The sequence below is a fragment of the Rhodanobacter caeni genome (assembly GCF_039523575.1).
Classification (GTDB): Bacteria; Pseudomonadota; Gammaproteobacteria; order Xanthomonadales; family Rhodanobacteraceae; genus Rhodanobacter; species Rhodanobacter caeni.
In genome coordinates this window covers 645963-670238 of sequence record NZ_BAAAFO010000002.1, presented here as the reverse complement: position 1 = coordinate 670238, position 24276 = coordinate 645963, and the positions used below count along the sequence as shown (strand labels likewise).

At 68.8% G+C, this 24276-nt stretch carries 20 protein-coding genes; 13 read left to right on the top strand and 7 right to left on the bottom strand.

The features are described from left to right. Positions 1-34: 34 nt before the first annotated feature. From ABD017_RS07435 to rsgA, 3 genes are all read right to left on the bottom strand, one after another. Positions 35-2332 carry an NADP-dependent malic enzyme gene (locus ABD017_RS07435; RefSeq protein WP_343881697.1) on the bottom strand — a complete coding sequence of 766 codons (2298 nt, stop codon included), beginning with the start codon at positions 2330-2332 and terminating at the stop codon, positions 35-37. 304 nt (positions 2333-2636) lie between these two features. Then, complete coding sequence (locus ABD017_RS07430) at positions 2637-3923, bottom strand: peptidase MATCAP family protein (protein WP_343881695.1); 1287 nt, start codon at positions 3921-3923, stop codon at positions 2637-2639. 96 nt (positions 3924-4019) lie between these two features. Continuing rightward, positions 4020-5075 (bottom strand): ribosome small subunit-dependent GTPase A, encoded by a 1056-nt coding sequence (gene rsgA / locus ABD017_RS07425; RefSeq protein WP_343881693.1) that lies wholly within the window; start codon positions 5073-5075, stop codon positions 4020-4022. A gap of 214 nt (positions 5076-5289) precedes the next feature. On the opposite strand from rsgA, the gene ABD017_RS07420 reads away from it, so the two are divergent. From ABD017_RS07420 to grxD, 3 genes are all read left to right on the top strand, one after another. Further along, on the top strand, positions 5290-6546 hold the full coding sequence (locus tag ABD017_RS07420; protein ID WP_343882217.1) for an aminotransferase class I/II-fold pyridoxal phosphate-dependent enzyme: 1257 nt from the start codon (positions 5290-5292) through the stop codon (positions 6544-6546). Continuing rightward, complete coding sequence (locus tag ABD017_RS07415; protein ID WP_343881691.1) at positions 6546-7187, top strand: SGNH/GDSL hydrolase family protein; 642 nt, start codon at positions 6546-6548, stop codon at positions 7185-7187. The genes ABD017_RS07420 and ABD017_RS07415 overlap by 1 nt, the downstream gene beginning before the upstream one ends. Before the next feature lie 61 nt (positions 7188-7248). Continuing rightward, positions 7249-8172 (top strand): Grx4 family monothiol glutaredoxin, encoded by a 924-nt coding sequence (gene grxD, locus ABD017_RS07410; RefSeq protein ID WP_343881689.1) that lies wholly within the window; start codon positions 7249-7251, stop codon positions 8170-8172. A 26-nt stretch (positions 8173-8198) separates the two neighbouring features. On the opposite strand, the gene ABD017_RS07405 is transcribed toward grxD, so the two are convergent. After that, on the bottom strand, positions 8199-8990 hold the full coding sequence (locus ABD017_RS07405) for an AMP nucleosidase (RefSeq protein ID WP_343881687.1): 792 nt from the start codon (positions 8988-8990) through the stop codon (positions 8199-8201). 134 nt (positions 8991-9124) lie between these two features. On the opposite strand from ABD017_RS07405, the gene ABD017_RS07400 reads away from it, so the two are divergent. After that, the gene (locus ABD017_RS07400) at positions 9125-10069 is read left to right on the top strand and encodes a DegV family protein (RefSeq protein WP_343881685.1); all 945 of its coding nucleotides are present in this window, start codon (positions 9125-9127) and stop codon (positions 10067-10069) included. Positions 10070-10106: 37 nt separating this feature from the next. Here the strand turns inward: ABD017_RS07400 and ABD017_RS07395 are convergent, their stop codons facing one another. Beyond that, positions 10107-10889, bottom strand: a complete 783-nt coding sequence (locus ABD017_RS07395) for an SDR family oxidoreductase (RefSeq protein ID WP_343881683.1) — start codon at positions 10887-10889, stop codon at positions 10107-10109. A gap of 83 nt (positions 10890-10972) precedes the next feature. Between ABD017_RS07395 and ABD017_RS07390 the strand changes: the two genes are divergently transcribed. Both ABD017_RS07390 and ABD017_RS07385 read left to right on the top strand, forming a co-directional pair. Next, on the top strand, positions 10973-11185 hold the full coding sequence (locus ABD017_RS07390) for a hypothetical protein (RefSeq protein WP_343881681.1): 213 nt from the start codon (positions 10973-10975) through the stop codon (positions 11183-11185). Between the two features lie 213 nt (positions 11186-11398). Continuing rightward, on the top strand, positions 11399-12244 hold the full coding sequence (locus ABD017_RS07385; RefSeq protein WP_343881679.1) for an ABC transporter ATP-binding protein: 846 nt from the start codon (positions 11399-11401) through the stop codon (positions 12242-12244). Between the two features lie 6 nt (positions 12245-12250). Here the strand turns inward: ABD017_RS07385 and sppA are convergent, their stop codons facing one another. Next, entirely contained in the window at positions 12251-14128 is a 1878-nt protein-coding gene (sppA, locus tag ABD017_RS07380) for a signal peptide peptidase SppA (protein WP_343881677.1), read from the bottom strand. Further along, positions 14125-15546, bottom strand: coding sequence for an MATE family efflux transporter (locus ABD017_RS07375; RefSeq protein WP_343881675.1), 1422 nt, complete (start codon positions 15544-15546; stop codon positions 14125-14127). The genes sppA and ABD017_RS07375 overlap by 4 nt, the downstream gene beginning before the upstream one ends. Positions 15547-15655: 109 nt before the next feature. Here ABD017_RS07375 and ABD017_RS07370 point away from each other — a divergent pair, with 109 nt between their 5' ends. From ABD017_RS07370 to ABD017_RS07340, 7 genes are all read left to right on the top strand, one after another. Then, positions 15656-16840, top strand: coding sequence for a DUF3667 domain-containing protein (locus tag ABD017_RS07370; protein ID WP_343881673.1), 1185 nt, complete (start codon positions 15656-15658; stop codon positions 16838-16840). Positions 16841-17230: 390 nt separating this feature from the next. Then, complete coding sequence (locus ABD017_RS07365; RefSeq protein ID WP_343881671.1) at positions 17231-19405, top strand: primosomal protein N'; 2175 nt, start codon at positions 17231-17233, stop codon at positions 19403-19405. 79 nt (positions 19406-19484) lie between these two features. Continuing rightward, the gene (locus tag ABD017_RS07360) at positions 19485-21338 is read left to right on the top strand and encodes a M1 family metallopeptidase (protein WP_343881669.1); all 1854 of its coding nucleotides are present in this window, start codon (positions 19485-19487) and stop codon (positions 21336-21338) included. Between the two features lie 189 nt (positions 21339-21527). Continuing rightward, positions 21528-22472 (top strand): alpha/beta fold hydrolase, encoded by a 945-nt coding sequence (locus tag ABD017_RS07355; protein ID WP_343882215.1) that lies wholly within the window; start codon positions 21528-21530, stop codon positions 22470-22472. Between the two features lie 125 nt (positions 22473-22597). Next, positions 22598-23182, top strand: coding sequence for a sterol desaturase family protein (locus tag ABD017_RS07350; RefSeq protein WP_343881667.1), 585 nt, complete (start codon positions 22598-22600; stop codon positions 23180-23182). A gap of 249 nt (positions 23183-23431) precedes the next feature. Further along, positions 23432-23794: an ArsR/SmtB family transcription factor gene (locus tag ABD017_RS07345; RefSeq protein ID WP_343881665.1), complete on the top strand. Its 363-nt coding sequence runs from the start codon at positions 23432-23434 to the stop codon at positions 23792-23794. After that, complete coding sequence (locus ABD017_RS07340; protein ID WP_343881663.1) at positions 23772-24272, top strand: SRPBCC family protein; 501 nt, start codon at positions 23772-23774, stop codon at positions 24270-24272. Before ABD017_RS07345 ends, ABD017_RS07340 begins: the two co-directional genes overlap by 23 nt. Positions 24273-24276: the final 4 nt, after the last annotated feature.

Sequence of the window (24276 nt, the reverse complement as noted above, 5' to 3'; positions counted from 1 at the left end):
GTCCGGCATCGCGGCAAGGCGGCCGCGACCCGCTTCAGGGCGTCGTTTGCACCCTGGCACCGATGCGGATCTGCGCCTCGACCGTGGCCACCGCGGTCATGTTGACGATCCGGCGCACCGTCGACTGCGGCATCAGGATGTGCGCCGGCTTGGCCACGCCCATCAGGATCGGCCCGATCACCACGCCGTCGGTGAGCATGCGGCTCATGTTGTAGGCGATGTTGGCCGCGTCCAGATTGGGGAACACGAACACGTTGGCCTTGCCTTCCAGCCGCGAGTGCGGAAACAGCTTCTCGCGCAGCGCCGGGGTGAGCGCGGTGTCGGCCTGCATCTCGCCTTCCACCTCCAGCCGCGGCGCCTTGGCGCGGATCAGCTCCAGCGCCTTGCGCATCTTGTGCGCGCCGCAGCAGTCGCGGCTGCCGAAGTTGCCGGCGGACAAGAGCGCGATCTTCGGCACGATGCCGAACAGTTTCAGCCGGATCGACGCCTGCAGCGTGGCCTCGGCGATCTGCTCGGGCGTGGGGTCGTCCAGTACGTGGGTGTCGAGATAGAAGAACGTGCCCTTCTCGGTGGCCACCGCCGCCATCGCCGAGGCCGAGCTGACGCCCTCGTCCATGCCGATGATGTCGCGGATGTATTTCAGCTTGCTGGGAAACTGGCCGACCAGGCCGCACAGCAGCGCATCGGCCTCGCCGCGCTCGACCATCAGCGCGGCGATCGCGGTGGGACGCGAGCGCACCACCGCCTTGGCCATCGACGGGGTCACGCCGCGGCGCTCCATCACCTGGTGGTAATGCTGCCAGTAGGCATCGAAGCGCGGGTCGGAGTTGATGTTGCAGATTTCCACGTCCACGCCCGGTTTCAGGCGCAGACCGGCGCGCTTGATGCGCTTCTCGATCACCTCCGGGCGGCCGATCAGGATCGGCATCGCCAGCCCCTGATCCACCACGGTCTGCACCGCGCGCAGCACCGTTTCCTCTTCGCCCTCGGCGTACACCACCCGCGCCGGCGCAGCCTTGGCGCGTTCGAACACCGGCTTCATCAACAAGCCGGTGCGGAACACGAAACTGGTGAGCTTGTCGTTGTAGGCGACGAAATCCTGCATCGGCCGCGTCGCCACGCCCGAATCCATCGCCGCCTTCGCCACCGCCGGCGGCAACTGGATCAGCAATCGCGGATCGAACGGCTGCGGGATCAGGTAATTCGGCCCGAAACTGGGCGGCTTGCCGCCGTAGGCGCGGGCGCTGACGTCGGACGATTCGCGACGCGCCAGCGCCGCGATGGCCTTGACGCAGGCAATCTTCATCGCCTCGTTGATCACCGTGGCGCCCACGTCCAGCGCGCCGCGAAACAGGTACGGGAAGCACAGCGCGTTGTTGACCTGGTTCGGGTAATCCGAGCGGCCGGTGGCCATGATGCAGTCCGGCCGCACCGCCTTGGCGTCCTCCGGGGTGATCTCCGGGTTCGGGTTGGCCAGCGCGAAGATGATCGGCCGTTCGGCCATGGTGGCGACCATCGCCGGTTTCAGGATGCCGCCAGCGGACAGGCCCAGGAAAATGTCGGCGCCCTCGACGATCTCCTCCAGCGTGCGCATCGGCGTGTCGCGCGCGTAGCGCTGCTTGTCCGGGTCCAGGTCGGTGCGTTCGCTGTGCAGCACGCCGTGCACGTCGCAGGCCAGGATGTTCTCGCGCCGCACGCCCAGCGCCACCAGCATGTCCAGGCAGGAAATGCCCGCCGCGCCCACGCCGGTGGTGGCGATGCGCACGTCCTCGATCCGCTTGCCCACCACCACCAGCGCGTTCAGCACTGCGGCGCCCACGATGATCGAGGTGCCGTGCTGGTCGTCGTGGAAGACCGGGATCTTCATCCGCTCGCGCAGCTTGCGCTCCACGATGAAGCACTCCGGCGCCTTGATGTCTTCCAGGTTGATGCCGCCGAAGCTGGGCTCCAGGCTGGCGATGATGTCCACCAGCTTGTCCGGGTCGTTCTCGTCGATCTCGATATCGAACACGTCGATGCCGGCGAACTTCTGGAACAGCACGCCCTTGCCTTCCATCACCGGCTTGGCCGCCAGCGGCCCGATGTTGCCCAGCCCCAGCACCGCGGTGCCGTTGGTGATCACTGCCACCAGGTTGGAACGCGCCGTGTATTCGGCGGCCGAGGTGGGGTCCTCCACGATCGCGTCGCAGGCCGCGGCCACGCCGGGCGAATACGCCAGCGACAGATCACGCTGGGTCAGCAGCGAGGTGGTGGGCGTGACCTTGATCTTGCCGGGGCGCGGCAGGCGATGGTATTCGAGGGCGGCAAGACGCAGTTCTTCGGGAAGAGTCATCGGTGCGTTTTCGGCGGGAAAAGGGAGGATTCCGCGTAGCGGAACCTACGTCCGATGTTAGCACCGGGTTAAACCGGCGGCCCGTTCCAAAAGTACCGTGCGAGCGGGTTTCGGTGGCGTGATGCGGGTCGTACGGGATGCGTTCCAGCTCGACCCGAACGTTCGCATGGCCTTGTAGAAGCGACTTCAGTCGCGATGCTTTTTTTGCTTTCGTGCTCTTGCCCTGGAGCACCATTCAAGAACAAAGGCGCCGAACAAAGGGGGCGCTCTTACAGAGAGGCCCGCCAGAAGCAACGGGCGGTTGCTACATGCCCATCACCAGTTCATCCGCCTGCACGCTCTCCATCTGGATGCCGTTGATGAACAGCGAGAACGCCAGTTTGCCCGCCAAGCCGTGCATGTGCTGCATCCACGGCGGCAGCCAGCGCGGGGGCGCAATGGCGCCGGAGTCGAAATAGGGTTGCAGCGAGATCACGTCGTGCAAGGCCAGCTTGCCCGCGAACAGGTGGCGCAGCAGATCCATGCGCCGCTGTCGCAGCGCCCAGCGGAAGAACGTGTGCACGGTGAGCAGGCCGGACAGGTAGACGTTGTCCTTGGCGAAGGCCGCGCCGCCCTCCAGCGGCACGCCCCGGAACACGCGCTGGGCCGAGTGGAAACTGTCGGCCACGCTTTGGCCGCAGGCGCTGAAATACTGGTAGACCTCGACGAAGTTGGCGCCGTTGAGCGCCATGTCGATGGCCACGATGCGCAGGCTGATGCGCTTAAGGCGCGCGATGTCGATGGCGCCGGACATCAGCTCGGCGAACACCGCCAGCCCCTCCTGGGTGGCCGTCACCCGCGGCGAGGTGCGCGCCAGCGAGGCCAGCAGCGGCTGGCGGCGACCATTCAGCGCGGTCAGCGAATGCACGAAGGCCTCGTGCGCCAGCAACTGGTGGCGGTCGTACTGGCTGAAGCAGGTGCCACCGCGCAGACGGATGCGGGTGGCGCCGGCGGCGGCCTTGGCGGTGAGTTCCGGGTCCACTTCGACGCGGATCACGCCCTCGCCGAAAAACGCATCCAGGGTGGCAGCCACGTCGCTGCGCAAGACGTCCGCCGGAACCGAGCTGCCGCTTTCGTCGGCGAGCAGGTCCGCACCGAGCTCGTTGGCCAGCTCCACGAAATAGCGGGCCGCGTCCAGGTTGCTGCGCCGGCTGCCGGGAATCGGATCGTCGGGGCGGCCGTACAGCGCGATCGACGGCGCGGTGACCGCCGCGGTGCCCACCGATTCCAGCATGTCGGCGGCGATGCGCCACGACTCGGCGGTGCGGCGCAGGTAGTCGTCGAGCGGATCGATATCCGCCGGATCGTTGCCGCCCGCCGCCGCCTCGATGGCGGCCAGCTCGGCCCGTGCCGCGGCCAGCCTGGGTCGCGCATAGGTGACCGGCGGCAGCGTGAAGCGACCGCTGCCGTAGGCGCGGATCATCTGCGCCTCGAGCGAGGCCGGCCACGCCACGGTGGGCAGGATGCGGATATCCCGCACGGCGGCCAGCAGGCGCTGGTCGAGCGCGGCGCAGCGCCGCAGTTGTGCCTCGCTGGCCGGCGGCGCACTCACCCCGATGTCCCGCCGATCCGATGACGCGATGCAAGGGCGGCGCCGCCGATTCGGGCGGTGAGCATCGATCGACTCCGACAGGCTCGCATGGCCGGGTTAATCGCGTTCGCGCTGCCCGCGCGGGCTGTGCGGACGATCGATCGGTCGACCGCCGCGCTGGCGGCGCAGGCGTGCTTCCAGCGTGGCGGCCTGCTCCTCGCGCTCGTCGTGCAGCTTCAGGTAGTTGCGCCAGCGGTCGGGGGTGAGATCGCCATTGTCCAGCGCGATCTGCACCGCACAGCCCGGTTCGCTGCCGTGGCCGCAGTCGGCAAAGCGGCACTGGTCGGCCAGCGCCTCGATATCGGCGAACAGGTCCAGATTTTCCTCGCCGGTGAGTTTCAGCTCGCGCATGCCGGGCGTGTCGATCAGGCAGCCGCCGCTGGGCAGCGACAGCAGCGCCCGGTGCGTGGTGGTGTGGCGGCCGCGGCTGTCGCGGCTGCGCACGGCGGCGGTGGCCATCTTCGCCGTGCCCAGCAAGGTGTTGGTGAGCGTGGATTTTCCGGCGCCGGAGGAGCCCACCAGCACCGCGCTGTCGCCCGGCTTGAGATAGGGCGCCAGCACCGTCGCGCTGGCCGGGTCCTTGCCGTTCAAGGGATGGATCGGCGTGGCCGGGGGCAGCCGTTCGCGCAGCTCGGCGATCAGTTCGTCGGCATCGTCGCGGGTGTCGAGCTTGCTCAGCAGCACCACCGGCTGCGCGCCGGAGTCCTCGATCAGCGACAGGTAGCGCTCGATCCGGGACGGGTTGAAATCGCCATCCAGGCCGGTCAGCACCAGCACGTAGTCGATGTTGGTGGCGATCAGCTGGCGCTCGTAGCGCTCGCCCGCGGCCGCCCGCGACAGCACGGTGCGCCGCGGCCGCACCTGCACGATGTGCGGCGGCGCGCCGTTTTCCACCTCCACGAAATCGCCGACCACCGGCCGCTCGGACGGGTCGAGGCCGCGTTTCAGGAAGCGGCCGTCGGGCTGCGCCCCGAACAGGCTGGCGCCATCGTGCAACTCGTAGCCCGCGCGATGCTGCGCCACAACACGGGCCAGGCGGCGACCGTCGCCCGGCAAGGCATCGCCGCGCCAACCGATACGGCGCAGGCGTTCCATCGTTTCGGCGTCACTCATGGCGGCAGTCTGCATGCGTTGTCCGGCGGCGCCGGGAGGGTTGGCGTGACTTGTCCGAAGCGGCAAAGCCGCCGTGCCGGCGACATGGCCCGATTATGCTGCCCGGAGTTTGCCGCACGATAGCCCCTGATTGCGCCCCGTGGGAACTCGCGCTGCACTGCATCACGCTGGTAGCATTCAGTTACCGGCGGTGGCGTCGGTTCGACCCATGAGGATGCCGGTGGTGGCTTCGATCAAACCCAGTGCGCACCTGGCGGAAGTGCGCTACGAGATCCGCGGCGCGCTCAACCGGCGCGCCCGTGACATGGAGGCCAGCGGCCTCGACATCATCAAGCTGAACATCGGCAACCCCGGCCGCTACGGTTTCGAGGCCCCCGCGCACCTGCGCGAGGCGATCGCCAGCCACCTGCACCAGAGCGACGCCTACGGCCACGAGCAAGGCCTGGAGCTGGCCCGCGAGGCGATCGCCGAGCAGCAGCGCGCCCGTGGCGCCCGCGGTGTCGACATCGAGCACATCTTCGTGGGCAACGGCGTCAGCGAGCTGATCGACCTGTCGCTGCGCGCCCTGCTGCAGCCGGGCGACGAGGTGCTGCTGCCCAGCCCCGACTACCCGCTGTGGAGCGCCGCCACCATCCTCAACGACGGCACGCCGCGCTATTACCGCTGCCTGGCCGAGAACGCCCACCTGCCCGATCCGGACGAGATCGAGGCGCTGGTCACGTCGCGCACGCGGGCGCTGGTGCTGATCAACCCCAACAACCCCACCGGCGCGGTGTACCCGCGCGAGCTGCTGGAGCGCCTGGTGGCGGTCGCCGCGCGGCACAAGCTGCTGCTGCTGTGCGACGAAATCTACGACGAGATCCTGTACGACGGCGCGGTGTTCCAGCCGCTGGCCGAAGTGGCCGGCGACCTGCCCTGCGTCAGCTTCGGCGGCCTCAGCAAGGTGCATCGCGCCTGCGGCTACCGCGTGGGCTGGATGAGCCTGTCCGGCAGCCATGCGCTGACCGCCGAATATCGCGATGCGCTGCAACTGCTGGCCGCGTTGCGGCTGTGCGCCAACATGGCGGTGCAGTGGGCGGTGCCGCCCGCGCTGCACACCGCCCCCACCATCGGCGCGTTGACCGCGGCCGGCGGGCGGCTGCACGAGGCGCGCCGCCTGGTGGTGGAAGGCGTGGCCGCCAGCCGCCACCTGGATCTGGTGGCCCCGGCCGGCGCCTTGTACGCGTTCCCGCGCGTGCGCGCCGAAAGCTTCGGCGACTTCGACGACAACGCGTTCGCGCTGCGCCTGCTGGAAGAGGAAGCGGTGCTGGTGGTGCCTGGCACGAGCTTCAACGTGCCCAACAGCCATCATTTCCGGCTCACCCTGTTGCCGCCGCCGGCGCAGCTGGTGGAAGTGTTCGTGCGCATCGACCGCGTGCTCGAACGCATGGCCAGTGAGCAGCCCCGGCGCAAAGTCGCCAGCGCCGCCTGATGCCTGGCGCACCGGCTGCCGCGCCGCTGCGCCATCTTGCCCTGGGCGATTCCTACACGGTGGGCGAAGGCGTTGCCGCCGACGCCAGCTGGCCGGCCCAGTTGCGCCGCCAACTGCATCGCGACGGCATCGCCATGGCGCCGCCGCGGATCGTGGCCGTCACTGGCTGGACCACCGACGAACTGGCCGCCGGCATGGAGGCGGCCTCGCTCGCGCCCGCGTGGGATCTGGTCACATTGCAGATCGGGGTGAACAACCAGTATCGCGGCCGTGCCGCCGCAACGTATCGCGAGGAATTCGCGCAGCTGTTGCGACGGGCCATCGCACTGGCCGGCGACCGGCCCGCACGGGTGGTGGTCGTCTCGATCCCGGACTGGGGCATGACCCGCTTCGCCCGCGAACAGGGGCGCGACGGCGCCACCATCGCCGCCGAGCTGGATGCGTACAACGCCCTTGCCCGCGCCGAGACGGCGCAAGACGGCGCCCGCTGGGTCGATGTCACCGCGCTCTCGCGCCGGCACGCGGACGCGGTCGTCGACGACGGGCTGCATCCGTCCGCGGCGCAATACGCGGCGTGGGTCGAGGCGATCGCGCCCGCCGCGCGGGCCGCCCTGCGATCGGCCGCAACCACGGCGCCTTGATCGGCGACAAGGCCCCCTCATATCAGCCGGCGTATCATTACGCCTTTTCCGGAGCCTCCCCATGTCCCTCGACAGCGCCACCCGCGAACGTATCCAGACCCTGCTCGAGGACCACCGCGTGGTGCTGTTCATGAAGGGTGACCGCCAGCAGCCGATGTGCGGTTTCTCCGCCGCCGCCAGCAACACGCTGAACGAGTTGCTGCCCGAGTACCACACCGTCAACGTGCTGGAAGATCCGGAAATCCGCGAGGGCATCAAGCTCTACGGCGAGTGGCCCACGATTCCGCAGCTGTACGTGGAAGGCGAACTGGTCGGCGGCGCGGACATCATCCGCCAGATGTATGGCAGCGGCGAATTGCATGCGCTGTTCGGCGTCGCCGCGCCCGACCGCACGCCACCGGAAATCACCATCACCGACGCGGCCGCCGAGGCGATCCGCCAGGGCACGGCCAACGCGCAGGGCGTGGCGCTGCATCTGGAGATCGGCCCCGACCACAGCGCCGGCTTCCAGCTGGCGCCGGCCGGCGACCACGACATCGTGGCGCACGCGAACGGGCTGGAAGTGCACTTCGACCCGGCCAGCGCGCAGCGCGCCCGCGGCATCGTGATCGACTGGGTATCCACCGTGCAGGGCGAGGGCCTCAGCCTGAAATTCCCCGGCGCGCAGGAAATCCACGCGCTTTCCGTGCAGCAGCTGAAGGACCGGCTCGCCGCCAACGACATCACCCTGGTCGACGTGCGCCCCGCCGCCGGTCGCGCCCAGGCCGCGCCGCTGGCGCAGGCGCGTGTGCTGGAAGAAGAAGGCTTCGAACAACTGGCGGCGCTGCCCAAGGACACCGCGCTGGCCTTCATCTGCCACTTCGGCATGTCCAGCCGCGCCATGGCCGAACGCTTCGCGGCGCACGGCTTCAGCAACGTGCACAACGTGGAAGGCGGCATGGATGCCTGGGCGCGCGAGATCGACACCAGCGTGCCGCGCTACTGAGCGCCATTTGACCCGGCGACGGCGATTCACTCGCCGTCGCCGTCCTCCTCGAAGCGCAGGTGTTTCACGCTGCGGCCGTTGCGGCGCACCAGCTTCAGCGCCTCGATGCCGATGCGGATGTGCGCCTCCACGAACTGCGAGGTGACGCCGCGGTCGCTGGCCTCGGTCTTCACGCCCTCGGGGATCATCGGCTGATCCGACACCAGCAGCAGCGCGCCGCAGGGAATCTTGTTGGCGAAGCCGGCGGCGAAGATGGTGGCCGTCTCCATGTCCACCGCCATGCAGCGGGTGCGGCGCAGGTAATCCTTGAACGCGTCGTCGTGCTCCCACACGCGGCGGTTGGTGGTGTACACCGTGCCGGTCCAGTAGTCGTGGCCGAGGTCGCGGATCATGGTGGAGACGGCGCGCTGCAGCTGGAACGCCGGCAGCGCGGGCACTTCCGGCAGCAGGTAGTCGTTGCTGGTGCCCTCGCCGCGAATCGCCGCGATCGGCAGCACCAGGTCGCCCAGCCGGTTCTTTTTCTTCACCCCGCCGCACTTGCCCAGGAACAGCGCCGCCTTCGGGCAGATCGCGCTGAGCAGGTCCATCACGGTGGCCGCATTGGGGCTGCCCATGCCGAAGTTGATCAGGGTGATGCCGTCGGCGGTGGCGTTGGGCATCGGCCGGTCGCGACCCTGCACCTCCACGCCATGCCACTGCGCGAACAGCTCCACGTAGTGGCCGAAATTGGTCAGCAACACGTGCTCGCCGAAGGAGTCCAGCGCGGTGCCGGTGTAGCGCGGCAGCCAGTTGGAAACGATCTCCTGCTTGTCTTTCATCGACCCACCATGCCCTGCGTTTTTGCGCTGTGGCCGCCAGCTTAACGGGCGGCGCGTGTCGGCGGCGTGCGTGGTCTCCTGTCCGGGGCCGCATGCTATGTTCGAGGCCGTTACGTAACCCTTGGGGGACCGGCATGCGCATGGGTCTGGCTGTCGATGCGTCCTGCGATCTGCCGCAGGCTTTCCTGCGCCAGCACGGCATCGTGGTGATGCCGATCGTCGTGAAGGTGGACAACGAGACGTTCCTGGACGACCGCGACCCGGCCGAGATCCAGCGCTTCATCGATCGCCAGCTGGGCAGCCGCAGCCACTCGGCGCAAACCGAGCCGTGCTCGGTGCGCCAGGTCGAGGACCTGTTCCTGGAACGGCTGGTGCTGGAGCACGATTGCGTGTTCTGCCTCACCATCACCGCCACCCGCAGCCCGATTTTCGAGCACGTGAACCGCGCCAGCTTCGCCATCCTCAAGAGCTATCGCGAGGTGCGCAAGCAGGCCGGCGTGCCCGGGCCGTTCATGATGCGGGTGATCGACACGCGCAACCTGTTCGCCGCCGAAGGGCCGGCCACGATCGAGGCGGCGCGGATGATCGCCGCCGACGAAACGCCTGCCGCGATCCGCGAGCGCCTGCTCTACGTGGCCAACCACACCTACGGCTACATGCTGCCGCGCGACCTGTACTACCTGCGCGCCCGCGCGAAGAAGAAGAACGACCGCAGCGTGGGCCTGGTCAGCGCGATGCTGGGCTCGGCGCTGGACATCAAGCCGATCCTGCGCTGCTACCGCGGCGACACCGGGCCGGTGGGCAAGGTGCGCGGTTTCGAGCCCGGCGCGCAGGCGCTGTTCGACTACGCGGCCCGGCGCGTGCGCGCGGGCCTGCTGGTACCGGCGGTGTGCGTAAGCTACGGCGGCGACCTCGCCGTGCTGGCGCAGCTGCCCGGCTACGCCGGCCTGCGCACCGCCTGTGACGAATGCGGCGTGCAACTGACCGAGGCGCCGATGAGCATCACCGGCATGGTCAACGTGGGCGAAGGCGCGGTAACGCTGGGCTTCGCCGCCGAGGAGCACGAGGCGCAGTTCTGATCCGATTCGCGATTCCCGATTCCCCGTCGTCGGCGTCTCAGAACCCGTAATTGAGAAACCCGCCATCCACGCCCAGCACCTGCCCGGTGACGTAGCTGGCGGCGGGCAGGCACAGGAAGGCGATAGCCGCGGCCACTTCCTCCGGCTCGCCGATGCGCTTCAGCGGCGTGCGCTCGAGCACTTCCTCCAGATAATCCGCATCCAGCAGTGCCGGCTCCGAACGTTGCGTGCGGATGTACCACGGCGCCACCGCGTTGACGCGGATGCCGTCCACCGCCCACTCCGCCGCCAGGTTGCGGGTGAGCTGGTGCAGCGCGGCCTTGCTCATGCCATACGGCGAGCCGGTGCGCACATGGGTGACGCCGGACACCGAGCCCACGTTCACGATCGCCGCATGCGCGTGCTGCACCAGGTGCGGATGCGCCAGCCGGCACATCTCGAACGCGGAAAACAGGTTCTGCTCGAAGATGGCGCGCATCTGGCCATCGCTGTAATCCAGCGTGGCCTGCACCTGGTTGCCGCCGGCGTTGTTGACCAGCAGCGACAGCGGCGCGCCCAGGTCGGCGATCCAGTCGAACACGGCCAGGCGGTCTTCCGGTTCGGCCAGGTCGGCGCCGAACGCCAGCACCTCGCTGCCCGGGAAATCGTCGGCCAGTTCCACCCGCACCTGCTCCAGGTAATCCTCGTCGCGCGCCACCAGCAGCAGGTTGGCGCCCAGCCCAGCCAGTTCGCGGGCGGTGGCATAGCCGATGCCCTTGCTGGCACCGGTGATCAGGGCGGTGTGGCCTTGCAGCTGCCAGGCATCGATGCGGCTGTTCATGCGCCGAAGCTTACACGACGGCTTGCCGCGGGCCAGCTGCCGGCGCAACACTCGGTGCCTGCCGCCGCCGAGGGATCACGCGCATGAAAACCATCGCCCTTTCCCTGCTGTGCCTGTCCGCCCTGGCGGGCTGTTCCGGCTCGCCCGCGCCGCCGCCCGGCGACCCGCCCCAGCCGCAGGCCAGCTCGCCGTTCGATACCTTGAAGGCCAACGAGCAGCGCGTCCGCGACGTGCAGAAGACGGTGGACAAGCACGCTGCGGAACAGCGCAAACGGATCGACGCGGCGACGCAATAGTTCGAGGCCAGCCCGGGCAACCCCCTCCCAGCCTCCCCCTGCGAGCAGGGGGAGGAGCCAGAGCGACGCTCGCTACATGGAGGGAGAGGACCCGCAGCGGTGCTCCCTCCCCTGCTTGCAGGGGAGGGCTGGGGAGGGGTCGCTCTTGTCCGGCAGTTTGGCGGACCGCCGCGATCGCCGATAATGGCCGTCCATTTGTCACATGGCCATCGCATGAGCTTCGCCCCGATCACCGCCCCGCCCCACGCCGACGTCGCCGCCGATGCGCCGGTACTGCGCATCGACAACGCCAGCGTGATGCGCGGCGCGCGACTGATCCTGGACCGGCTCAGCCTGCAGGTGGATGCGGGGCAGCACACCGTGATCCTGGGCGCCAACGGGTCGGGCAAGTCCACCCTGGTGCAGTTGATCGCGCGCCAGCTCTACCCGCTGGTACGCACCGACGACGCCGGTCCCAGCGTGAGCGTGTTCGGCCGCGACCGCTGGAACGTCAGCGAATTGCGCCAGCTGCTGGGCATCGTGTCGCCCGCGCTGCAGCTCGACTACACCAGCGACGCGCCGCTGGAAGTGTTCGATGCGGTGGTGTCGGGCTTTTTCTCCGCGCGCGGGCTGGGGCTGGATCATCAGGTCAGCGAAACCATGCGCGAGCAGGCACAGCAGGCGCTCGAGCAGATCGGCGCGGCGCACCTCATCGGTCGGCCCATGGCCACGCTGTCCACCGGCGAGGCGCGCCGCGTGCTGATCGCCCGCGCACTGGTGCACCGGCCGCGGGCGCTGCTGCTGGACGAGCCGTGCGCGGGGCTGGACATGGCCAGCCGCCGCCACTTCCTGGAAAACCTGCGCCAGCTGGCGTGTGGCGGCACCACGCTGATGCTGGTGACCCATCACGTGGAGGAGATCGTGCCGGAGATCGCCCAGGTGCTGTTGCTGCGCGAGGGCCGCGTGCTGCGTCACGGCAGCAAGGCCGACGTGCTCAGCGGGCCCGCGTTGAGCGAGGCGTTCGGCATGCCGGTGCACGTGCAGCAACAGGGCGACTACTACGCCGCCACGCCGGCCTGACCGCGTCTAGCGGGGCGCGCAGAAACAGTCGGCGTACACGTTGGGCTTGCCCGCCTGCGCGTTGCGCAGCAGGCGCAGCGGCGCGGTCATCGCCGGCACCCGGGCAAACCAGCGCGGCAGTTGCACGCCCCAGCCTTGCAACAGGTGCACCGCGGCGTTCTGGCTGAAGCCGAGCATGAAACGCTCGATGCCGCCCAGCGGCGTCTCCTGGTAGCGCACGCCGTAGCCCTTGCCCAGTTTCGCGCGTGCCGCGGCATCGGCGACGGCGTCCTTGAGGCCGCCCAACTGATCGACCAGGCCCCGCTGCAAGGCCTGCTCGCCGGTCCACACCCGGCCCTGGGCGATCGCATCGATGGCGGCGTAGCTCTGGCCGCGCGCGCTGGCCACCTTGCCTACGAAATCGCGGTAGCCCTTGTCGATGATGGCCTGGATCACCGCGCCCACCTTAGGGTCCAGCGGACGCGTGATGTCGAACGCGCCAGCCATCGGCCCGGTGGCCACGCCGTCGCTCTGCACGCCCAGCCTGGCCAGCGTGCCGGGCACGGTATAGAACAGGCCGAAGATGCCGATCGAACCGGTGATGGTGTTGGGCTCGGCAAAGATGCGGTTGGCGTTCATCGATATCCAGTAGCCGCCGCTGGCCGCCACGTCGCCCATCGACACCACCACGGGAATGCCGGCCGCGCGGGTCAGCGCCACTTCGCGGCGGATCTGTTCGGCCGCATACACCTCGCCGCCGGGCGAGTTCACCCGCAGCACCAGCGCCTTGGTCTTGCTGTCCTCGCGCGCGGCGCGGACCAGCGCCGCGGTGGATTCGCCGCCGATCGCGCCGGGCGACTGCTTGCCGCCGCTGATCTCGCCCTCGGCCACCACGATGGTGACGCCGGGCGTGCGGCCATCCTCGCGGTCGGGCTGGGCGGCGACGTAGCGCGACAGGCTCACCTGGCGGAAACCGTGGCCCTTGCGGTCGGCCGGCACGCCCTGCTTGCGCAGCATCGCGACCAGTTCCGCGCGGGTGGCAGTGCCGTCCGCCAGGTGCTGGTTCAGCGCCAGCTGCGCCAGATCGCCCTGGGTGCTGGCGATGTGCTGCGGCAGCTGGTCGATGTCGTCACGCAGGGTCGCCGGCGCGATCTTGCGCAATGCCGCCACCTCGTCCAGGTAGCGGTCCCACAGCCCGTTCATCCAGTAGCTGTCCGCCGCCTTCGCCTCGGGCGAGGCGTGGTCGAGGATGAACGGCTCGGCCGCGCTCTTGAACTCGCCCACGCGGAACAGGTGCACGTCCACGCCCAGCTTGTCCAGCAGGTCCTTGTAGAACAGCCGGTAGTTGGCCAGGCCGGTCAGCAGCACGCCGCCCTGCGGATCGATCAGCAGGCGGTCGGCGTGCGCGGCGAGGTAGTACTGGCCCTGGTCGAGGTTGACCGCCCAGGCGATCACCGGCTTGCCCGCGGCGCGGAAGCGGTCCAGCGCGGCGCCCACCTCGCGCAGCGCGGCAAAGCCGCCGCCCTGCAGGCCATCGGGCAGCAGCAGGATGCGGGTGATCCGCGGATCGGTCGCCGCCGCGTCGATGGCGCCGACCAGGTCGCGCAGCTGCACCTGCCTGGGGTCCTCGCCGGACAGCCGCGCCAGCGTGCGCTGCATCGGGTCGATGCTGAACTGCTCGACCAGCTGGCCGTCCAGCTTCAGCACCAGCACGCTGTGATCCTGCACCGAACGCTGCATGCGGTTGCCGGCGATGCCGGCCGTCAGCACCAGCAGCAGCACGAACAGCACGCCGAAGAAGACCACGTTGATGATCACCAGCCGGATCACGTTGATGCCGCGCCCCAGCGCGGCCAGGAACGCGCCGAAGCCACGGCGACGGCGAAGCGGGGGCGGTGGTGTCATGCGCGTTCTTCCAGCGAGGTCAGGGTGGCAGCGTAGCCGGTCGGGCCGTCGTGGTCATGCATGCGCCAGCGCTGTTTCCAGGCGCTGCGCCAGAAACGGGTGAACAGCATCACCGCGGCCACCGACAGGCCGGCGATCAGGCCCATCCACATGCCGCGCGCGCCCAGCCCATGATGAAACGCCAGCCACCAGCCCACCGGCATGCCGATGATCCAGTACGCAAACAGGGTGATCGCCATCGGGATGCGGGTGTCCTTGAGCCCGCGCAACGCGCCGTTGGACGCCACCTGGATGCCGTCGGAAAACTGGAACAGCCCCGCCAGCATGATCAGCTGCACCGCCAGCGCGATCACCGCCGGATCGCGGGTGTAGAGCGTGGCGATGTAGTGCGGCAGGCTCAGCATCAAGCCGGCGGAAAACAGCTGCGTCACCAGGGTCAGCCCGATCCCGCAGAAACCGGCGTAGCGCACGCCGCGCGCATCGCCGCGGCCCACCGCGTTGCCCACCCGCACGGTGATCGCCATGGCCAGTCCCAGCGGGATCATGAAGAACAGCGAGGCGATGTTGAGCGCCACCTGGTGGCTGGCGATGACGTCCTCGCCCAGCGTGGCGATGATCAGCGCGGTGGCCACGAACAGGCCGGCCTCGGCCAACAGCGACACCGCCATCGGCAGACCGATGTGCACCAGCGCGCCGATGCGGCGCAGCTGCGGCCGCTCGAAACGGTCGAACAGGCCGAGCCCGCGATAGTTGCGATGACGCAGCACGTACACCGCGAACGCCAGCATCTCCAGCCACAGCACGATGGCCGTGGCCACGCCGCAACCGTGCGCGCCCTGCGGCGGGATGCCCAGCTTGCCGAACATCAGCACGTAGCCCAGCGGCACCAGCAGCGCCAGCCCGCCCAGGCTGAAATACATCGACGGCCGCGTCAGCGACAGGCCCTCGGAAAGGCCACGCAGCGCGAAATAGCAGGTCAGCGCGGGCGCGCCCCAGCTGATCGCCAGCAGGAAGCGCTGCACGTCGTGGCGCAGGCCGGCGGTCACCCCGATCAATTCGATCAGCGGCTCGGCGTGACGCACCGCAAACCACAGCAGCGCCCCCATGCCCAGCGCAAGCCACAGCGCCTGGTGAAACACCGCACCCACCTCGCCGCGGCGGCCGGCGCCATCCAGCTGCGCCACCGACGGCGGCACCGCCATCATCATGCCGATGCCACTGACGATCGCCAGCGACCAGATGCTGGCCCCCACCGCCACCGCGCCCAGCACGTGCGCACTGACGTGCCCGGCCAGCACGGCGTCGATCACGTTGCTGCCGATGGCCGCCAGCTGGGCGGCGATCAGCGGCAGCGCAAGACGCACCGTGGCGCACACCTCGTGCAGCAGGCGGGCACGTTCGGGACGGGAGGATTCCATGGGTAGGGCAGGTTCGGGGGGCCGGATAGTCTAGCCGAGCTCCGGGTCACGCCCCGAGCGACGATCGGGCTGTGCGAAAATCCTGCGCCTGCACCGAACGGGGACGGCGATGAAGCAGCTGACGAGCTACCAGGGACTGCACTGCGCCAACTGCGGCGCCGCGATGCAGGGCGAGTTCTGCCACGAATGCGGCCAGTCCATCCACAGCGTGCTGAAGCCGGTGCACCACATGGTGGAGGAAACCGTGGAGACGGTGCTGCACATCGACGGACGCATCGTGCAGACGCTGCCGCCGCTGCTGCTGAAACCGGGCTTCCTCACGCTGGAATACTTCGCCGGCCGCCGCGTGCCGTACATCGCGCCGTTCCGGTTGATGTTCGTGCTGTGCCTGCTGAGCTTCTTCGTCTGCCACCTGGCGTTCGACCGCTTTGCCGAACACGTGGCCCACGCCACCCATCCCACCGTGAAGGTGGACGGCAAGCAATTTGCCGACGCCGACAGTCCGCGCGAAGTTCGCCACCTGCTGCAGCGCCAGCTGGACACGCTGCCGCATATCGACAGCTACGGCCTGCTGTCGTCCGAGCAGCTGGACATGTCGGCCAGGGACATGCGCGAAAAGGCCAACCAGCGCCTGATCGAGCTGGGCGCCGCGCCGATGTCGGCCGCATCGCTGGCCGCCCCGGCGATACCCGCGGCAGCGGGCAGCCAGCGCCGAGATGACGCGCTGGATAAGGCCTTGCGGCAGAAATCGCACGCTGTCCACCTGGCGTGGCTGCCCGATGTGGTGAACGCGCGCCTCACCGCATTGGGCCAGCGGCTGCACAAGAACATGCGGGACTTCAAGGATGGCGATCCCGACGCCCGCGCCGCGGCCAAGCAACGGATGATCAATGGCCTGTTCGGCGCGCTGCCGATGACCATGTTCATCCTGATCCCGGTGTTCGCCGGCCTGCTCAAGCTGTTCTACGTGTTCCGCCGGCGGCTCTACATGGAGCACCTGATCGTGGCGCTGCACAGCCACGCCTTCATGTTCCTGGTGCTGCTGCTGGTCACCCTGATCGGCCTGCTGTCGACCTGGCTGCGCCCCCACGCGGCCTGGACGCTCTCGCCGCTGGGCTGGCTCCAGACCTTGCTGATGCTGTGGGTGCCGGCCTACCTGCTGTTCATGCAAAAGCGCGTGTACCACCAGGGCTGGGCCATGACGGTGCTGAAATTCTGGTTCATCGGCTGGTGCTACTTCTGGCTGCTGACGTTCGCGCTGACGATCGCCGCGGCCCTGGGCATGGCCCATTGAAGGCCGTTTCGGACGGCTGTCATGGCGGGTTTTGCACAGCGTCACGGGCCTGTCAAGGCGCCGGCGGGGGCGATGACAATTGTGTGAACCCCGCCCCAACCGAATTTGCATTCCATTGAAACCAAAGGCTTTTTTTTGCCTGACCAAAACGTGTTCAAGGTGACGGAAAAGGCGCCACGGCGCGCTTCGGGCCGCCCCTTCCCCGCCGCATCCACAGACTTATCCACAACTCTTGTGGATAAGCGCAAAAACCGCCAACGGATAATCACTTACCCCGGCTTTCTCGATACAAAGGCAGCAAGTTGCCGCAACTCGGCCGAGGCGATCCGGCCACCTGATGGACGGGCCGGACCGGTCGCGCCGCTACACTGGCCGGCCACGAGGTAAACCATGCCCGCCGTCCTTCGCGTCGCCCTGCCGGTGCCCCTGCCCGCCCTGTTCGACTACCTGCCGCCCGCGGCCGGCGAGGCCGGCGTGGGCGCGCGGGTACTGGTGCCGTTCGGGCGCCAGCGGATGGTCGGCGTGGTGGTGGCGATCGACGCCGAAGCGGCCGTGGAAAGCCGCCGGCTGAAACAGGCGCTGCGCCTGCTGGACGACGATGCACTGCTCGATCCCGAACTGATGCAGACCCTGGCCTGGGCCGCCGACTACTGGCTCGGCGCGCCGGGCGAGGCCTATGCCAACGCGTTGCCGCTGGCCCTGCGCGAAGCGAAACCGCTGCCGCCGATCGGCGACGAATACTGGTCGCTCACGCTTGCCGGCCGCAGCGCCCACGACGCGGGCAGCCGTCGCGGCGGCAGCAAGGCGCTGCTGGCCGTGCTGGCCGACGGCGCGCTGAGCGCGCAGGAGCTGGGCGAACGCCAGCCCGGCTGGCGCGAGGCGGCCCGCCGGCTGGCGGCGGCCGGCTTGCTGGAGCGCAGCGAACGGGCGCCCGCGGACCGTGCACGGCCCGCCTCGCCCGCGCCGCAACTCAGCGACGAACAGCAACAGGCGGTGGCCGCAGTGGGTGCCGCGCTGGGCAACTACCAACCGTTCCTGCTCGATGGCGTCACCGGCAGCGGCAAGACCGAGGTCTACCTGGCGCTGATCGAGCAGGTGCTGGCCCAAGGCCGGCAGGCGCTGCTGCTGGTGCCGGAAATCGGCCTGGCGCCACAGACCGTGCGACGACTGCGCCAGCGGCTGGGCGTGATCGTGGAAGTGCTGCATTCGGGCCTGTCCGAGGGCGACCGCGCACGCGCCTGGCTGCGTGCCCGCGCCGGCAGCGCACGGGTGATCCTGGGCACGCGCTCGGCCGTGTTCACGCCGCTGCCGCAAGCGGGCTTGATCATCGTCGACGAGGAGCACGACAGCGCCTACAAGCAGCAGGACGGCTTCCGCTACCACGCCCGCGACCTGGCCCTGGTGCGCGGTCGCGCGCTGGGCGTGCCGGTGCTGCTGGGCTCGGGCACCCCATCGCTGGAATCGCTGGCCAACGCGGCGGCCGGCCGCTACCGCACGCTGCACCTGCGCGCCCGCCCCGGCGCGATCCGGCCGCCGCAGGTGCAGATCGTGGACATGCGCGCGCAGCGGCTGCAGCACGGCTTGTCGCCTGCGCTGCTGGCCGCCGTGGCCGATACCGTGGCGCGCGGCGAGCAGGCGCTGGTGTTCCGCAACCGCCGCGGCTACGCGCCGGTGCTGCTGTGCCACAGCTGCGGCTGGCATGCGGCCTGCCCGCAGTGCGATCGCCCGCTGACCCTGCACGCCGGGCGGCGCCAGCTGGTCTGCCATCACTGCGAACACCGCCAGCGCGTGCCGCCGGTCTGCCCCGTCTGCGGCGTGGGTGACCTGAAGCCGCAAGGCCATGGCACCGAGCGGCTGGAAGAGGCGCTGGTGTCGCTGTTTCCGCAGGTGCCGGTGTGGCGCGTGGACCGCGAAACCACCCGCCGCCGCGACGCCTTCGACCAGCTGCTGGCCCAGTTGCAGGACGACGCGCCGGCGATCCTGGTCGGCACCCAGATGCTCGCCAAGGGCCACGACCTGCCCAACCTCACCCTGGTGGCGATCGTGGGCGTGGACGAGGGCCTGCACAGCATCGACTTCCGCGCCGAGGAGCGCCTGGCGCAACTGGTGGTGCAAGTCGCCGGGCGCGCCGGCCGCGCGCGCAAGCCCGGCCGCGTGCTGCTGCAGACCCATCAGCCCGAGCACCCGCTGCTGCGCAAGCTGCTGGCCCACGGCTACGCGGCCGCAGCCGCCGACCTGCTGCAGGAACGCCGCCGCACCCAGCTGCCACCCTACAGCCACCAGGTCCTGCTGCGCGCCGACGCGCCGCAACGCGACCACGTCGATGCCTTCCTGCACGAAGCGCGCTCGCTGCTGCCCGTGCTGGACGATCTGCAGATTGCCGGCCCGATGCAGGCGCCGATGCCATTGCGCGCAGGTCGGCAGCGCGGCCAGTTGTTGCTGGAAAGCCCCCAGCGCAACGTCTTGCGCGCGATGTTGCGACCTTGGCAACACGCGCTGTTCGCGCTGCCGTCGGCGCGGCGCGTGCGCTGGTCGCTGGATGTGGATCCGATCGATCTTTACTGACCGTGTGGCCCAACTTTCGCCACGGGCCGCGTCCCCGGGGCGGTGGCATACTCGCCCTTTTGCCGGCCCGGAGCCTTCCATGCGATTCCTGCCCGCCCTCGCCTTCGGCACGCTGGTGCTGCCGCTGGCCGCCCTGGCCAACGACCCCAACTCCTACGCCCAGCCCGACCAGGTGCGGGTGACCCATCTGGATCTGAACCTCGACATCGATTTCCCGCACAAGCAGCTGGACGGCCAGGCCACGCTGAAGCTGGACTGGCAGAACCCGCAGGCGCAGTCGCTGGTGCTGGACACGCGCGACCTCAAGATCGCCAAGGTCGAGGCGGTCGGCAGCGACGGCGGGACCACACCGCTGAAATACGCGCTTTCGCCGCGCGACAAGGAGCTGGGCAGCAAGCTCACCATCGCCGCGCCCAAGCATCCCTCGCAGGTGCGCATCGTCTACACCACCTCGCCCGGCGCCTCGGGCCTGCAGTGGCTGACGCCCGCGCAGACGGCGGACAAGAAGGCGCCGTTCATGTTCTCGCAGTCCGAATCCATCCACGCGCGCTCGTGGGTGCCGCTGCAGGATTCGCCGGCGATCCGCTTCACCTACGACGCCCACGTCACCGCGCCGAAGGACATCCGCGTGGTGATGAGCGCCATCAACGACGCGAAGCATCCGCTCAATGGCGACTTCACGTTCAGGCAGCCGCACCCGATCCCGTCCTACCTGCTGGCGATCGGCGCGGGCGACATCGCGGTGAAGGAAACGGGCCCGCGTTCGGCCGTCTATGCCGAGCCATCGGTGGTGGCCAAGGCCGCCCACGAGTTCGAGGACACCGAGAAGATGATCGCCACCACCGAGCAGTTGTACGGCCCCTACCGCTGGGGCCGCTACGACATCCTGGTGCTGCCGCCGTCGTTCCCCTACGGCGGCATGGAAAACCCGAACATGACCTTCGCCACGCCTACCGTGCTGGTGGGCGACAAGAGCCTGGTGTCGCTGGTGGCGCACGAGCTGGCGCATTCGTGGTCGGGCAACCTGATCACCGCCGCGTCGTGGCGCGACATCTGGCTCAACGAGGGTTTCACCACCTACGTCCAGGGCCGCATCACCGAGGCGGTGTATGGCAAGCCGCTGGCCGATGAAGAGGCCCTGCTGTCGGCCCGCGCGCTGCAGAAGGGCATCGCCGCGATGCCCGCCAACGCGCAGAAGCTGGCGCCCGACCCGCGTGGCGTGGGCGCCGACGATTCGCTGTCCGACGTGGCCTACGACAAGGGCTCGTGGTTTCTGCGCACGCTGGAGCAGCGCTTTGGCCGCGCCGATTTCGACGCCTACCTCAAGGGCTATTTCGACCACTTCGCGTTCCAGAGCATCACCACCGAAACGATGCTCGACTACCTGAAGCCGAACCTGATCGACAAATACCCCGGCAAGATGGGTTGGGACGAGGTGCAGGCGTGGGTCTACGGCACCGGCATCCCGAAGGACGCGCCGCTGCCCGATTCGCCGCGCTTCGACGCCATCGACAAGGAGCGCCGCGCGTTCCTGGCCGGCTCGCTGGCCGCCGACAAGCTCGACGCCAAGGGCTGGAGCACGCAGGAGTGGATGTACTTCCTCGACCGCCTGCCCGACGCGCCGCCGCTGGCGAAGATGCAGCAGCTGGATGCCGCCTGGCACCTCACCGGCACGCCCAACGCCGAGATCGGCATGCGCTGGTACAGCCACGCGATTGCCGCCGGCGACAAGGCCGTATGGCCGGCCGCCGCCGAGCACATGATCCGCATCGGCCGGCTCTACCTCACCACGCCGCTGTACAAGGCGTTCGCGAAAACCCCGGAAGGCCTGGCCTATGCCGAGCAGGTCTACGCCAAGGCCAGGGCCGGCTACCACCCGCTGACGCAGCAGGCGGTGGAGTCGATTCTCGCCAAGGCGAAGAAGGCGAAATAGCAAAAGCCCCTCCCCCTGCGCAGCAGGGGGAGGCTGGGAGGGGGTCGCGCTTTTGATCTTCAATCAGGATCAAAAGCGAACCCCTCCCCAGCCCTCCCCTGCTTTGCAGGGGAGGGAGCGGCATCTCCGACCTTTCCCAAGAAAATCACCATGTCGCCATCACCAAACACCACCCCACTGTGGAAACGCATGCTGCTGCGGCGGCTGAAATTCCTGGCGTGGCTGGCTGGGTTGCTGGCGATCGTGCTGGGCGGCAGCTACCTGTTTGCGCCGCAGTGGCTGATGCAGGCCAACCTCAAGCGCGAGGCGATGGCCGCGCACCTGGAAACGCATGCGGTGCAGGCCGGCGATACGCGCTGGGCGTATTACGAAGGCGGCGAAGGCCCCACCATCGTGCTGCTGCACGGCTTTGCCGCGGACAAGAGCGAATGGCTGAAGGTGGCGAAGGAGCTCGCGCCGCACTTCCACCTGATCATCCCCGACCTGCCCGGCTGGGGCGACTCCTCGCGGGTGGCCGGCGCCAGCTACACCATCGATGCGCAGGCGGCGCGGCTCGACGCGTTCGTGCAAGCGCTGCGGCTGTCCCGCTTCATCCTGGTCGGCCACGCGACGGGCGGCGCGATCGCCGGTGTCTACGCCAGCGACCACCCCGACCGCGTCGCCGGGCTGGCGCTGCTGGACAGCTTTGGCCTGAAGAACGCGGGCAACGCGTTCACCCGCGAGGCGGAAGCCGGCAAGAACCCGTTCGTGTTCGACGATCGCGCGGGGCTGCAGCGCGCCATGGCGCTGGCATTCAAGCAACCGCCCGAACTGGCCGAGCGCTTCGCCGACGTGCGGGTGGCGCGCAACCGGCGCGACCGCGCCTTCATCGAAAGCCGCTTCGACACGCTGCGCCAGCCCTCGCAATACCTGTCCCTGCAGCCGCGCCTGGGCCGCCTGACCATGCCCGTGCTGGGCCTGTGGTGCCACGATGACAAGATCATGGACATCTCCGCGCTGGACAGCCTGCGCCAGGGCCTCACCGCCGCCAGCGCCATCAGCACCAGCGTCATCAACAGCTGCAACCACATGCCGATGCTGGAGAAGCCCGAGGAAACGGCCAGGGTGCTGACCAGCTTCGCGCTGTCGCACTGAAGCCATCCGTGATGCGTTGCCACAGGCAACATGGGAGAATGCCGACCGGTCTTCGGGCCCCAGGCCTTCGGACCGGCGAGCCGAGGCGGATGCGTTTGCGCAGGATCTAGGGAACCATGCGACCGATGATGCGAAACCTCATGCGCAAGGGCGTGGACGCGATCGTGCGGATGTCCTCCACCCGCAGCAACTACTGGGGCGAACTGGCCCTGGACGTGGTGCTCGGCGCCGGCCTGATGCTCGCCGGCGCCCGCCGCCATCCCGGCGTGCTGGCCGGAACGCTGGCCATCATCCTTGGCCTGTTCGCCTTCAGCTTCGTGGAGTACTTCTTCCACCGCTGGATGTTCCACACGCGCATCCCGCTGTTCGCCCAGGGCCACAACCTGCACCATGAGCACCCGCTGGGCTACGACTCGCTGCCGTTCTTCCTGCCCGCCGCCGTGCTGGCCGTGTTGACCGGCCTGCTCGTGCTGGTCCTGCCCACCGCCTTCGCCCTGCTGATGGCCGGCGCCGCCACCTTCGGCTACGTGATCTACGGCCTCAGCCATTTCACGATCCACCACGTGCGCTTCAAGCATCCCCTGCTCCGCCGCTGGGCCGCCGCCCACCACGTCCACCACTACCACCCCGACAGCAATTTCGGCGTCACCACGCCGCTGTGGGATGTGCTGCTGGGTACGCGGTATGTGCGGCGGGCGCGGGCGGGCTGATTTTCTCTTTGCGGTGCCTCCGCCATGGCGCCGAAGGGCGGGACGCGAGCACCGGACTGAACGTGCGCCATGCGATCTCGATGCCGGACATTTCCTGTCGACGCCCGCATCCAAATAGCAGGAGACGCGACGGTACGCGGACACTGCCGTAACAGCCCCGGCCGCCCGCCGATTCCGTGATTCCCGACCATCCGCCGGCGGAATATCCGCCGCTTGCAGGCCGTCCGGGATCGGCATACAGTGAACCACATGGTTCACTATCAAACCCGCCTCGATACCACCTTCGCCGCGCTCTCCGATGTCACCCGGCGCGGCGTGCTGGAACAACTCGTGGGTTCGGACGCCTCGATCACCGACCTTGCCGAACGTTTCCACATGACCCTCACCGGCATGAAGAAGCACGTCAGCGTGCTGGAGCAGGCGGGGCTGGTGATCACCGAGAAGGTGGGACGCGTACGAACCTGCCGGTTGGGGCCGCATCGGCTGGAAGAAGAGGCCGCCTGGATCGAGCAGCACCGCCAGCTCTGGAGCGCACGCTTCGACGCGCTGGACGAAGTTGTCGCACACCTGAAACGGAAGGAGAAGGCACATGTCCAAGGCAAAGGAAAATAGTTCGGCCGCCACGATCCGCACCGTGGTGAAACGCAAATCCGACCGCGAGCTCGAGGTGACGCGAACCTTCGATGCGCCAGCGCGCATCGTCTTTGAAGCGTGGAGCAAACCCGAACTGTTCCGGCTGTGGTGGATACCGAAGTCGGCGGAGCTCACGCTGCTCTCGTGCGACATGGATGTGCGCACCGGCGGCGCGTATCGCCTCGTATTCAGCCACCCGGCGTCCGATCAACCGATGGCGTTCTTCGGCACCTACCGGGAAGTGATCCCGCAAAAACGCATCGTATGGACGAACGAGGAAAGCGATGAGGGTGCCGTGACCACGGTAACGTTCGAGGAGGATGCCGGCAAGACGCGGGTCACCCTGCACGAACGCTATCCCACGACAGCGGCCCTCGACGAAGCCCTCGCCGGCTCGGCGGAAGGGCTGCCCGAACAGTTCGCGCAGCTGGATGCGTTGCTCGCCACCGGCTGGTGACCGT

Excerpts from the sequence above, each read along its gene's own strand:
- ABD017_RS07365 (WP_343881671.1), top strand. The coding sequence starts at position 17,231 with ATGCCCGCCGTCCTTCGCGTCGCCCTGCCGGTGCCCCTGCCCGCCCTG.
- sppA (WP_343881677.1), bottom strand. The coding sequence starts at position 14,128 with ATGACACCACCGCCCCCGCTTCGCCGTCGCCGTGGCTTCGGCGCGTTC.
- ABD017_RS07385 (WP_343881679.1), top strand. The coding sequence starts at position 11,399 with ATGAGCTTCGCCCCGATCACCGCCCCGCCCCACGCCGACGTCGCCGCC.
- ABD017_RS07420 (WP_343882217.1), top strand. The coding sequence starts at position 5,290 with ATGCCGGTGGTGGCTTCGATCAAACCCAGTGCGCACCTGGCGGAAGTG.
- ABD017_RS07345 (WP_343881665.1), top strand. The coding sequence starts at position 23,432 with ATGGTTCACTATCAAACCCGCCTCGATACCACCTTCGCCGCGCTCTCC.
- rsgA (WP_343881693.1), bottom strand. The coding sequence starts at position 5,075 with ATGAGTGACGCCGAAACGATGGAACGCCTGCGCCGTATCGGTTGGCGC.
- ABD017_RS07350 (WP_343881667.1), top strand. The coding sequence starts at position 22,598 with ATGATGCGAAACCTCATGCGCAAGGGCGTGGACGCGATCGTGCGGATG.
- ABD017_RS07405 (WP_343881687.1), bottom strand. The coding sequence starts at position 8,990 with ATGAAAGACAAGCAGGAGATCGTTTCCAACTGGCTGCCGCGCTACACC.
- ABD017_RS07375 (WP_343881675.1), bottom strand. The coding sequence starts at position 15,546 with ATGGAATCCTCCCGTCCCGAACGTGCCCGCCTGCTGCACGAGGTGTGC.
- ABD017_RS07400 (WP_343881685.1), top strand. The coding sequence starts at position 9,125 with ATGCGCATGGGTCTGGCTGTCGATGCGTCCTGCGATCTGCCGCAGGCT.
- ABD017_RS07370 (WP_343881673.1), top strand. The coding sequence starts at position 15,656 with ATGAAGCAGCTGACGAGCTACCAGGGACTGCACTGCGCCAACTGCGGC.
- ABD017_RS07340 (WP_343881663.1), top strand. The coding sequence starts at position 23,772 with ATGTCCAAGGCAAAGGAAAATAGTTCGGCCGCCACGATCCGCACCGTG.
- ABD017_RS07390 (WP_343881681.1), top strand. The coding sequence starts at position 10,973 with ATGAAAACCATCGCCCTTTCCCTGCTGTGCCTGTCCGCCCTGGCGGGC.
- ABD017_RS07360 (WP_343881669.1), top strand. The coding sequence starts at position 19,485 with ATGCGATTCCTGCCCGCCCTCGCCTTCGGCACGCTGGTGCTGCCGCTG.
- ABD017_RS07355 (WP_343882215.1), top strand. The coding sequence starts at position 21,528 with ATGCTGCTGCGGCGGCTGAAATTCCTGGCGTGGCTGGCTGGGTTGCTG.
- ABD017_RS07395 (WP_343881683.1), bottom strand. The coding sequence starts at position 10,889 with ATGAACAGCCGCATCGATGCCTGGCAGCTGCAAGGCCACACCGCCCTG.
- ABD017_RS07415 (WP_343881691.1), top strand. The coding sequence starts at position 6,546 with ATGCCTGGCGCACCGGCTGCCGCGCCGCTGCGCCATCTTGCCCTGGGC.
- ABD017_RS07435 (WP_343881697.1), bottom strand. The coding sequence starts at position 2,332 with ATGACTCTTCCCGAAGAACTGCGTCTTGCCGCCCTCGAATACCATCGC.
- grxD (WP_343881689.1), top strand. The coding sequence starts at position 7,249 with ATGTCCCTCGACAGCGCCACCCGCGAACGTATCCAGACCCTGCTCGAG.